Source organism: Pseudomonas sp. R62 (assembly GCF_000257605.1).
Classification (GTDB): Bacteria; Pseudomonadota; Gammaproteobacteria; order Pseudomonadales; family Pseudomonadaceae; genus Aquipseudomonas; species Aquipseudomonas atacamensis.
The window spans coordinates 1,732,546-1,743,511 of the sequence record NZ_JH635999.1; the positions used below are offsets into that span (position 1 = coordinate 1,732,546).

Here is a 10,966-nt window from a genome sequence, read left to right on the forward strand (position 1 = left end):
CCGGGAGAGGGCTGGGGTGAGGGGCTTTTCTGGCGCACCTAAAATCCCAAGGCGCAGCGCCGGACCAAGGCCAACAACATCACCCCGCCACCTCCAAATTATCCATAACCCGATTCACCGCCAGCTCCCCCAGCATGATCAGTTGAGCAACCCCCAACAGCGCCCGCCGCTGCGGCGCCGGCAACAAACTGGAAATGTCCTGAGCAATCGTCTTCGCCGAAGCCAGCGTTTCACTCGCATCAGCCAGCAGTTCTTCATTCTTGGTATCCGCCGTCACCGCATACATCCCCCGCGCCTTACGTGGCGGAGGCAGGAGATTGTTTGGCGACAGGTAATGATCAAGCGCACGGTCAGCGGCTTCGTGAAGTTTGTTGGAATCGAGGGATTCGTAGGGAGACGTGGGATCGGTTTCGGGTGGGTTGGGTGTTGGTTTGATCATGAGTGAATCTCCAAATCATAGAAAAGGAGCCATCATCTTTTCGCTACCAAACGAAGGGGTGGTGGCCATACGAAGGTTGGTAGACCGGTGACTTGGAAAACCGGCGCGCCCGAAGACGCCCTGCGCATGGCCACCATAAAGCAACAGCCCCTAAAAGGACTGAATCGGGTGACGCAATGCGCCAAGTCTAAGCCGGGCTACCAAACCCGATCGCTGATTCGTCAGCGACCCGACCACAATAGAACCCGCCCCCAAGGCGCACAAGCCGGCGGATTCTGGCGCAGCTGTAGGCAAAGGCGCAAGGATATGTAGCCTAGGAACGTGACTGGGGATGTCTCTTTAAACACTGGTGTTTATGGAGGCCTCATTCCGTTACGCCCCCGTAAAATAGTTTCGCCTCCCTATCCACTCCCCCTATCCCGGGTGATCACTCAGTACTAAATTGCCGCTTTTCACTTCTGCACTATGATTAGAACGCAATAGACGTACCCGCCGGTGGCTTAGGACGAAACCACCCTAGCCGCAGACTTTAGGTAGTTTCGAGCTCACGAGGATGTGGAATGATTAATCGAGGTTCAGAATGGCATAGGTGGGAGCCGCATATTCATACACCTGACACCGTGCTTAACAATCAATTTGGTTCTGTCAATCCATGGGATTCTTATCTCGCAACTCTCGAAACCCTGACTCCGAAGATTGAGGCAATCGCAGTCACTGATTACTACGGTACGGATACCTATGAAGAACTGCTTAAATACAAAGCAAGCGGCCGGCTGCCCTGCGTCAAACTCATATTCCCCAACATAGAGTTGCGCCTTGATGTCGCCGCAAAATCAGGGTTTGTAAATGTCCACCTGCTTGTCAGCCCGGACGATCCCGATCACATCTCAGAAATAAAGCGCATTCTTAAGCGCCTCCAATTTCACGCTCACAATGATCGTTATGACTGCACTCGGGAGGAACTAATCAAGCTTGGAAAACGCGCTGACTCTACGATCATCGATGATGGTGCTGCCCTTCGTTACGGTGCTACGCAGGTCAAGGTCAATTTCGATCAGTTGCGCAAAGTGATTCACGAAAGTGAATGGGCTAAGAAAAACATCTTGATTGCCGTCGCAGGTGGCGCCGGCGATGGTACATCGGGCTTGCGGCAGGCAGCCGATGCGACAATGCGCCAAGAGATCGAAAAGTTCGCTCATATTATTTTTTCTAGCAACCAGGCACAGCGCGAATTCTGGCTAGGCCAACGTTCCGGCGTAACCACTGAAGACCTGCGAGCAAGATATGACGGTTGCAAGCCTTGCCTGCACGGCAGTGACGCCCATGACCAAAACTCGGTAGGACAGCCTGTCGACAACCGCTTTTCATGGATCAAGGGGGCGCTGGAGTTCGATGCCCTCCGCCAAGCGTGCATAGATCCTGAGGGCCGTGCTTATGTTGGAGAGCAGCCGCCTCGTTCAGCGATGCCGTCTCAGGTTATCTCTCATGTCAGGTTGAATGATGCTGAGTGGTCACAAACTCGAGATATACCGCTTAACCCTGGTCTCGTAGCAATTATTGGCGCGCGTGGTTCAGGCAAAACTGCGTTAGCAGATGTGATAGCAGCAGGTTGCGACGCGATTTCCCCAACGGGATGGAGTGCTGATGAAAGCATCAGTCCATCTTTTCTTGCTCGTGCACGTCAGTTGATCGGCGGGGCATCAACCACGCTCACATGGGGTGGAGGAGCGATAACGACTCGCTCACTTGACGGAAGAGACGCTAATGGCTATTTATCTTTTCCCCGGGCTCGCTACTTGTCTCAACAGTTCGTCGAGGAGCTTTGCTCAGCAAAGGGGGTATCAGATGGTCTTGTTGAAGAAATCGAGAGAGTAATTTTTGAGTCTCATACGCAGGATGATCGCAACGGGGCGATCGATTTTAGTGAACTCCGGGACCAACTGATCGAAAGGTACCGCCAAGCACGTCAGCGTGAATCCGACGCTATATCTGATATTTCAGATCAAGTTGCCACCGAACTGGAAAAGGAAAGCTTAGTTGCAATCCTCACAACGCAGGTTGCGCAGAAGAAACTACTAATCGCCGGATATAATGCAGACCTCTCCAAGCTTGTTGTCAAGGGAACAGAGGTACACGCCAATCGTCATGCGCAGCTTAGTCAAGTTGCTCAAGCTCTTCGTAGCAAAATCCAAGCCTTCGGCAATCAACGCCGCACCTTTGTTGCTTTACAGGACGAGGTTCGAAGCATGCATGCAACGGGAGCACCGGAACTGCTACGCAACGTAAAGGCGCGCCATACCAACAGTGGCTTCACAGAGCAGCAGTGGGATGACTTTCTGTTGATTTACAAAGGTAATGTCGATAAACATCTATCTAGCTATATCGTTTGGGCGGACGAGGAAATTAGAAAACTTAATGGCATCCCACCGCCTCCGAGTAATCCGAACGTTCCATTAATTGCTGAAAGCATTGACCCATCGATTCTTCCATTAGCACCAATTGCAGCTGAAATGACTCGGCTAGAAGCACTGTTCAGTTCAGATAAGTTGATTAGAGATCAATACACGATACTGACTACACGTATAGGCCAAGAAAACACCGCTCTGCAGACCTTGGAGAATCGCCTACTTGATGCACAGGGCGCCGAAATTCGTAGAAAGAATCTACAGATGGAGCGCAATGAAACCTACGGTCGTGTTTTTGAAGCAATTATCAACGAGCAGAATGCGTTAGCCAGCCTCTATGGGCCACTAATGGCACGTCTATCGGCTTCTTCAGGGACACTCAAGAAACTTAGCTTTTCGGTTCGGCGAATAGCCGATGTTGAAACTTGGGGCCTACTCGCCGAGGAAAAGCTACTTGATCGACGCAAGTCCGGGCCGTTCAATGGACGGGGGTCGCTGATTGCAGTGGCAGTGCAGGAACTGAAGGCAGCGTGGGAAACTGGCACAGCACCTGAGATACAGGAGGCAATGGCTGCTTTTACGGAAAAATACCGCAGGGACTTGCTCTCTCATGCCCCGTACCTGCAAACGCAACAAGCCGAATATCGAGCTTGGTCTAAGCAGTTTGCACATTGGCTGTTCAGCACAGACCACCTCGCGGTTCGATATGAAATTTCATACGACAATGTCGACATTAGAAAACTTTCGTGGAATAGTTCTGCTGCTGCTCTATTTAGCTCTTGATGATTCAGACGATCGCCCTCTTATAATCGACCAACCGGAAGAAATTCTTGATCCAAAGTCTGTATTTGATGAACTAGTTTCCCTTTTCATTGCAGCTAAAGCCAAGCGACAAGTGATAATCGTCACGCACAACGCAAACTTGGTGATAAACACTGACGCAGATCAAATTATCGTGGCCACCTCTGGCCCAAGTGCCTTTGGAGGACTGCCGCCGATTACCTATGTATCAGGCGGCCTTGAAAATGAAGACATTCGAAAAGTTGTCTGCGAAATCTTAGAGGGTGGTGATATAGCATTTCAAGAGCGTGCAAGAAGGCTGAGAGTTCGCCTAGATCGATAAACGCTCAAGGCCGGAATTCGCGATTATCGCGGCAAGCAGAATTTACTTTTCAGGCAAAAAAAAACTGATCCCGCTATCACTATTATGATAGCGGTGTCAGTTGCTTCGTTTGCGCGAACGAAAAAACCTTAGCGCAGTCTGCTTTTTTTCAGTCTTTTTAAAGCAGGAAGTCCACGCCTCGTAATCCTCATCTGGAGGTATCAAGCCAGCCTCGCGGGCAGCAGAAAGCTCAACCTTATTAATCTCAGGTGTTTGCCCTCCGAGCCTCTATCTATTGAATCTCTCTATAAGCACATCTCCATGCTCGCAAAGATCCGAGCATAATTCACCACCAAAAAATATGATTTCGTCGGTATACAGACTAATACCAGTAATTGAATCACCGTATTTCTCATTAGTCTTTCCAGCACCATAACGCATCCCCCCAAAAAAAAACTCTTTTCCGGCGCCGGGTGGGGAGACGTTCCTCTTAAACCTATTGATAAGCTCGTTTTTCTGCGAGAAAGCGCTACATTCAAATTCACGACTGAGTCGCTAAGTGCGGTAACCGATGCTAGGGCTCTACCAGAAACGGAAAGCCGACTTAAAGCTATCTCTTGAAGGTGTGCGACCGGGGGGCTAATTTAGGTAAATCTAGTAGAGCTATTTTTGGAGTATCTATTTGAGGATGACCTGCAGCCATTCTGGCAATTGTATCCTAGCTTTTTTTCGTTGAATATCGTATTCCTCCTTAAGTGATTTGACGTATTGCCTTTTAAGACCGACTCCACAATTCATAACCCCAAGAGCCAATATGATAGCTGCATTAGTGTCTCTTATTTCCCTAATCAATTGCTCTCGGCTTTTATTTCTTTCCGATATATACCCACGTGTCCATGCGCCAATACCCGAACCCTGCTAGCGCCCCAACAACAGTGGTGAATAATGCTCCATAATCAATGGCCCATCCGATGCTCGGTAGCAAAGGGGCTGTCTTTCAAACCCCGACAATAGTTTCCACAAATCTGTCATCAGAGCTCTCGAAATCACGTCATGCAAATCGTGGCAAGTATCAGGCAAATAAGGTTGTCAATGTCAAAGTGGCAATCGCGACCACGCGCTTACGATCAATTGCCAAACAACCATAGTTAAATCGGAACGAAAAAGGGGACAGATTTATTTTTGTGCAAAATAAAGCAGCCCCTTTTCTCACAGCAATTAACTAAATAGGCCTAACAAACGCTCAAGCCAGTTAACTTTTACTTGATTGGCTTTGTGAAGCCGCCATCGCAATAAGCCTTGCTGCAAGCCAATCCTTTATAGAGAGCTACTTTCCAGTGGTTTTCCCCCAAAACTTCTTTCAGGTCATCTGCTTCTTGGCGAAGTTCGTGTGCGACGTCGGCATAATCGCCATTTACTCGATATATGCGAGCCAGAGACACCCTGAGTAACTTGATTTCGATACTCGATTGATACTTAAATCGTTCATTTAAATTTAAGTAGCTAAAGTGCTCGCCGAGAAGTCGGGAGAATTCAACATGAGCGGACACCGATATAATTTTGAAGTCAACTTCCACTTTACGGCCAATAGAGGCGTCACACTTCAGAAAGGAGAAATCTGGAAACGCGTCCAAGTAGCTATGCAAAAAAATTCTTTTCCCTGCAGCGAGAAATTTTGTGCCCTTGTAAGTACTGTTACATTGATTGCAAATGGGGATGAGATTTAACGGCAGCAATGAGAATTCTGGGTGAGACTCTTTAGGAATGTAATGATCTAGAGTCTTCGGCTCATTAATACCGCAGTATGGACATTGGGCAAAATCATCTAAGTCAGGATTCAAAAGATCTGCACGAAGGGCACGCATACTCTTAGTTTCAGAAACATACGCATGAATCAACGCTTTCCTATGCAGTGGCAAAATTAGTATTGGCAATAGCTTTTCAAGAGCGTAGCTATGTGCAACGTAATTTTTATAAGAGCCATGTATATCAGCACGTACCTTCTTTAGGCGCTTGGGTATTAGTTTCTTTTTCTCCTTTACAATAGAGTCGTAAATAGAGGCGGGATTATTAATAGGAGCTGGTAGATTTCTCACAAAATCACCACTTACTTATAGTAATTTGCGATAAATGATCGAGCTGTAATACCTATCTTTTTACCAAACATCGCATTTATGTCGTCTAGCGATTTTCCAGACTTCGCCAGCTTACTAAGCACCGCCAAAAAATTAGACTCCTCCGAGTCAACTTTAAACACATCAGCAGTTAGCGTAGAGATTTCCTCACCAAAACATTCTTTTGACAATCTCGAAACTTTAGGCCTTTGCCGTCCTCCCTCTAAAATTTGGACAAACCTCGATGGAGTCTCTTGGAGGATTACCGGTGAGTGCGTAGCCATTAGAGCAAAGGATTGAAATTCCTCAAGTATGTCTCGAATCGCGTGTAGGAAAGCGGCCATTAATGACGGATGAAGGTGCGTCTCAGGCTCATCAACTATCACAATAGAAGAGAGCTTAATATGCTCGATAACCTTTGCAAGTATGGAAAGTATTATTTTCTGACCAGAGCTCAAATTTGAAAACTGATCATACAGGTGTGCAGGCTTGATTTTCGCAAAAGAAGGGTCACCTAGAACATGACTTAGGCAATTTTTCCAAACTTTTAGAAGCGATTCGTCTTGATTAATTACTTCCAGCGCTGCGGAAAATTCACTGGAAATTTCAGAAGAGCTTTTGATTCTATACTCTCCCGACCCAATTCGCTCACGAAGCCCACAGTAAACGTAACCAAAAATATGCCCCTGAGCTGCCAGCTTCCCTTTCTCTAATTCGTTCTTGCCAGGGATCTCAAAGCTATCGAAGGCCGAGTAAGAAACAACTATGACATTGCCAAAAGCAGGTCGTCCCGATGGGAATTGCTCCTCTCTCGCTTTCAATAGTTCCTCGCTTTTGTCGTACCCATAGCCCGAAATCGCTTTAGCCAGTACGCTCAAAAGTTGAGTTTTACCAGTACCATTCCTACCTATTAGCACATTTATATTAGACGGAATCATAGTCGACTTACCGTCAAAATATTCAAATTCTAATTTATATGGAGCCTCAAAGCCTGCAAGCTTCGCCTTAAAGCTAAAAGAAACAGATGGTTTTTCCGCTCCTTTAGGCACAGCCCCATAAAGTTCCAAGCCTCTTTGCAAAGCTTGTTCGGCAGTGCTAAATCTAATAGCCGACTGCCGAAACTGTGGGAGCCTAGAGAATTCCTCGTATATATCTGAATCGAATGCGCAATCCCTTAAGGTTTTTAATATATTTCGCTCGATTGTTTTCCCTAGCCGATGAATATCATTGTAATAATCTATACTTTGCCCGAGAGTGCATATAGTGTCGTCAAGTCCATAATCCGTTTCTAGAATTTTAACGCGCCCAGAAAGCGTTTTTTTGTTTACCGCCTTTAATTCTCCGAGCTTTTTTTCTTTCCCATCAATCACAACGGATAAGTAAAATGTCGACTGAAGCCCAAAGTCGTCCCAATCGGTACTGACTAGAACCAAGTGATCTGCCTTTGAATCTTTTTGCGCCTTAGGATAGATTTTCATGCTAGTACTCACTATTCAGATACTTCTTAGATGTTCCTTCCCGTAGAAAATCGATATGACTAGCCAGCGAGGAAAGTTCACTTGTAGGAACTTATTATCGCTTGGCAGCCTAACTCTTTTCTGATCGGTTATTTTGGGTCGGAGGGAGTCGTCCGTCACTGACAGTTATCGACCAATTGTAGTCCATGCGTAAGATGTCGCTGGCGTTGTCTTACGCAGGGATCTAGTCGAATTAGACACTCATTCCAGTTCTACAGGCTCGCTCAAGAAGTCGATAAGTTTCGCCCCTAACTCAGTGGTCCTACGGGCTAAAATTCCTTGACGCGACATGGTCGTGCCAAGATTTTCGGTGTTAATAAGGCCGCGCTGATAAAGGTCACCCCATATTACCTTGTAGATCTGCTCTTTGCCTTTGAGGTCTGGGAATGCATGCTCAATGGCTTGCGTTACGCCACCCATGCCCCAGCTGCTCGGAAATTCTACTTTATGTTTCTGACCCCATTCTTCAGGGCCGCTCATGAGACTGAGCAAACGAATATGGGTCACCGTGCAGGCATCGATAAAATTCAGGAACAATTGTCTCAGATCTTCTTCCGGACCATTGCCTACTGCGACGTTCAGTACTGCGTTGCGCAGCGCCTCCAACTTCTCTTTCTGATGACTACGTATCGCCAGCATTGATGCCTGTGACACCGTGGTGACGAAAGTTTCGTTGAGCTGCAAGCCTTCCTCGGTCAACACGCCCTTTTCGATCAGATCGTTCAGCGCGTTGCCGACTTGGTTCATCCACTGGACCTTTCGCTCATTCATTGGTGTATCCATGACTGAATTGAAAATCTCGACCCCTGCGCCGCCCAAGATGGGCACTGCACCAATCATGATTCTGACGGCACGGTGAGCTTTCTCGCCAATTGGCTCAATTATTGGGTCGATCAGCTCGTTGTCGATCTTTTTCATTTGAAGCTCCATTTGTTGGCGGATGGAGCAGAGATACCTGATACCTCATCTTTAGCCAAGCATCAATGCGTGCTAATGATGCGGCAGATCGGATGTACCGCATAGCGGACCGGTATTGGCCGAAAGCGGGAGAGTGTCACCTTTTCCCAAAAAAATCGAAGGTGCCCCCTCCCTTGCATGACCGATCAATTCTTTTGCCGAGGCACACAGACTGTATGACTAAACGACAAAGTAACCCTACCCGTAAAACCACTATTGGGTCAGCTTTGGCAATTTTGGCCCCTCCCCCAACCTCTCCACCCCCAACCTCTCCCTCTCCCCACCCCGCTCAATTACCACCCCATCCCCCTCAACCCCCACCAACTTCACCCCAACCCCAACCTTCTCCCCCACCAAAAAACTCCTCGGCGCGCCATCATTCAAACTCAATATCGCCACCGTCCCACTCCCGCCCGCGATCACTCCACTCACCTTGATATCCACCGGCGCGGTCTCATTTGAAAACCACTGCAACGCCGGGCTATCACTCCTCGCCGCGAGCACTTGCGGGGTGGCGGCTGGGGTGTGCGATTCCGCCGAGGTCAGCAGCAGCGACGACCATGTCGCGACGCCCATCAGGGCGGCGAGCAGGGCCAGGGCCTGGACGGTTTGCGCTGGGGTAATCCGTGCGGTGAATTTCATGGGTTGTCGCTCCTTATTGTCCCTGTTGCCAGCCTACGCGGCAATTCTCTCCGTTTTATTTCACATGCCTTACATGTTCGCCGGGCACGATGGGGTGGGACGCCAAGGAGCGCGCGGGTGATGAGCAGGCAGCAGGGTTTTACGTTGATCGAGTTGATGGTGGTGCTGGTGATCATCGGGATTGCCAGTGCGGCGATCAGTTTGAGTATCAGGCCTGATCCGTTGCAGTTGTTGCGCAAGGATGCCGAGCGGGTTGCGCAGTTGTTGCAGGTGGCGCAGGCCGAGGCGCGCGCGGATGGGCGGCCGATTGTGTGGGTCGCGGATGCCAAGGGGTTTCGGTTTGGGCGACGTGAGGATGATGGCGTGGGGTTTGAGTCGTTCAAGGAGGATGCGCAGTTGCGCCCGCGTGCGTGGCAGAGCCCGAAGGTGGAGGTGCGTGTGGAGCCCCGGCAGACGGTGGTGCTGAATGCCGAGTGGATCAATCCGCCGTTGCGGCTGATTTTGTCTGATGGGGCCAATCGGCTGAGTGTGCTGCGCGATGGCAGTGGGCGGATCAGTGTTCAATGAAGACTCAGCAAGGGTTCACTCTGATTGAGGTGATGGTCGCGATTCTGCTGATGGCGGTGGTGAGTCTGATTGCCTGGCGCGGGCTGGACAGTGTGACGCGGGCGGACAGTCATTTGCAGGCCAGCAGTGAGCAGAGCGATGGGTTGTTGCGGGTGTTGAATCAGTTGCAGCGGGATGTGGACATGCGCGCGGGGGTGGAGTTGAGCGAGCCGCGCAAGGTCGGGGCTGAGGATGAGGCGCCGACCGCGCCGCCGGCGGTGACGGTGCGCAGTAGTGATAGCAAGGGGTTTCGGCTGGACATTATTCGTAGCGCGGCGGATCAGCCGGGGGCGTTGCAGCGGGTTCGCTGGTGGGTCAAGGGGGATACGTTGTATCGGGCGGTGGCTGAGGCGCGCAGTCGGTATCCGTTGCCGGCGCCTGGGAATGGGGTGGCGGTGTTGAGTGAGGTGAGTGATGTGCAGGTGCGGGTTTGGGAGGTGGATAAGGGCTGGCGGCAGTTGAGTGGCAATCGGCGGGAGGATCCGTTGGGGTTGGAGATTAGTTTGAGTCGGCAGACGGCGCAGGGGGTTGAGCGGTATCGGCAGGTGATTGGGTTGTTGCAATAGCCGGGATCACCGCAGGGCTTTTGTAGGAGTGAGCCTGCTCGTGATTGCGGTGGGTCAGTCAATGTTGTTGTTACTGGTAGACCGCTTTCGCGAGCAAGCTCGCTCCCACAATTGGGTTGGGGGCAGTCAGTTGCAGGTTGGTTGGCTGTTAGGCCGTCATCGCTGGCAAGCCAGCTCCCACAGAGATCGAGTGCGACCGGAAGATATTGGTCAGCTGGGCAACCGCTTTCGCGAGCAGGCTCGCTCCCACAATTGGGTTGGGGGCGGTCAGTTGCAGGTTGGGTGGCTGTTAGGCCGTCATCGCTGGCAAGCCAGCTCCCACAGGGATCGAGTGCGACCGGAAAATATTGGTCAGCTGGGCAACCGCTTTCGCGAGCAGGCTCGCTCCCACAATTGAATCGGGGGCGGTCAGTTGCAGGTTGGGTGGCTGTTAGGCCGTTATCGCTGGCAAGCCAGCTCCCACAGGGATCGAGTGCGACCGGAAGATATTGGTCAGCTGGTAGACCGCTTTCGCGAGCAGGCTCGCTCCCACAATTGAATCGGGGGCGGTCAGTTGCAGGTTGGTTGGCTGTTAGGCCGTCATCGCTGGCAAGCCAGCTCCCACAGGGATCGAGTGCG

General features: G+C 50.3%; 9 protein-coding genes. 4 read left to right on the forward strand and 5 right to left on the reverse strand.

All coding sequences use genetic code 11. The annotated features are described in order from the left end of the window. Nucleotides 1–79: 79 nt before the first annotated feature. Nucleotides 80–439, reverse strand: a complete 360-nt coding sequence (locus OQK_RS25725; protein ID WP_016774969.1) for a DUF6124 family protein — start codon at nt 437–439, stop codon at nt 80–82. A 560-nt stretch (nt 440–999) separates the two neighbouring features. Between OQK_RS25725 and OQK_RS25730 the strand changes: the two genes are divergently transcribed. Both OQK_RS25730 and OQK_RS31750 read left to right on the forward strand, forming a co-directional pair. After that, complete coding sequence (locus tag OQK_RS25730) at nt 1,000–3,627, forward strand: TrlF family AAA-like ATPase (protein ID WP_238537266.1); 2,628 nt, start codon at nt 1,000–1,002, stop codon at nt 3,625–3,627. Next, the gene (locus tag OQK_RS31750) at nt 3,569–3,967 is read left to right on the forward strand and encodes an AAA family ATPase (RefSeq protein ID WP_238537267.1); all 399 of its coding nucleotides are present in this window, start codon (nt 3,569–3,571) and stop codon (nt 3,965–3,967) included. Before OQK_RS25730 ends, OQK_RS31750 begins: the two co-directional genes overlap by 59 nt. A 1,238-nt stretch (nt 3,968–5,205) precedes the next feature. Here OQK_RS31750 and OQK_RS29580 read toward each other — a convergent pair. The 4 genes from OQK_RS29580 to OQK_RS25750 all read right to left on the reverse strand — a co-directional run bounded on the left by OQK_RS29580 (nt 5,206) and on the right by OQK_RS25750 (nt 9,176). Beyond that, on the reverse strand, nt 5,206–6,042 hold the full coding sequence (locus OQK_RS29580; RefSeq protein ID WP_157221950.1) for an HNH endonuclease: 837 nt from the start codon (nt 6,040–6,042) through the stop codon (nt 5,206–5,208). Nucleotides 6,043–6,053: 11 nt separating this feature from the next. Further along, complete coding sequence (locus OQK_RS25740) at nt 6,054–7,538, reverse strand: AAA family ATPase (protein ID WP_016774971.1); 1,485 nt, start codon at nt 7,536–7,538, stop codon at nt 6,054–6,056. Between the two features lie 240 nt (nt 7,539–7,778). Next, on the reverse strand, nt 7,779–8,495 hold the full coding sequence (locus OQK_RS28940; protein ID WP_016774972.1) for a hypothetical protein: 717 nt from the start codon (nt 8,493–8,495) through the stop codon (nt 7,779–7,781). A gap of 252 nt (nt 8,496–8,747) precedes the next feature. Further along, nucleotides 8,748–9,176, reverse strand: a complete 429-nt coding sequence (locus OQK_RS25750) for a type II secretion system protein N (protein ID WP_016774973.1) — start codon at nt 9,174–9,176, stop codon at nt 8,748–8,750. Between the two features lie 120 nt (nt 9,177–9,296). Between OQK_RS25750 and gspH the strand changes: the two genes are divergently transcribed. Beyond that, nucleotides 9,297–9,743: a type II secretion system minor pseudopilin GspH gene (gene gspH, locus OQK_RS25755; RefSeq protein ID WP_016774974.1), complete on the forward strand. Its 447-nt coding sequence runs from the start codon at nt 9,297–9,299 to the stop codon at nt 9,741–9,743. Then, complete coding sequence (locus tag OQK_RS25760) at nt 9,740–10,348, forward strand: prepilin-type N-terminal cleavage/methylation domain-containing protein (RefSeq protein WP_016774975.1); 609 nt, start codon at nt 9,740–9,742, stop codon at nt 10,346–10,348. The genes gspH and OQK_RS25760 overlap by 4 nt, the downstream gene beginning before the upstream one ends. Nucleotides 10,349–10,966 lie beyond the last annotated feature (618 nt).

What these genes read in the sequence shown, in the direction of transcription:
- OQK_RS31750 (WP_238537267.1), top strand. Translation starts at nt 3,569, where the DNA reads ATGTCGACATTAGAAAACTTTCGTGGAATAGTTCTGCTGCTGCTCTAT.
- OQK_RS25740 (WP_016774971.1), bottom strand. Translation starts at nt 7,538, where the DNA reads ATGAAAATCTATCCTAAGGCGCAAAAAGATTCAAAGGCAGATCACTTG.
- OQK_RS25725 (WP_016774969.1), bottom strand. Translation starts at nt 439, where the DNA reads ATGATCAAACCAACACCCAACCCACCCGAAACCGATCCCACGTCTCCC.
- OQK_RS25730 (WP_238537266.1), top strand. Translation starts at nt 1,000, where the DNA reads ATGATTAATCGAGGTTCAGAATGGCATAGGTGGGAGCCGCATATTCAT.
- OQK_RS25760 (WP_016774975.1), top strand. Translation starts at nt 9,740, where the DNA reads ATGAAGACTCAGCAAGGGTTCACTCTGATTGAGGTGATGGTCGCGATT.
- OQK_RS28940 (WP_016774972.1), bottom strand. Translation starts at nt 8,495, where the DNA reads ATGAAAAAGATCGACAACGAGCTGATCGACCCAATAATTGAGCCAATT.
- gspH (WP_016774974.1), top strand. Translation starts at nt 9,297, where the DNA reads ATGAGCAGGCAGCAGGGTTTTACGTTGATCGAGTTGATGGTGGTGCTG.
- OQK_RS25750 (WP_016774973.1), bottom strand. Translation starts at nt 9,176, where the DNA reads ATGAAATTCACCGCACGGATTACCCCAGCGCAAACCGTCCAGGCCCTG.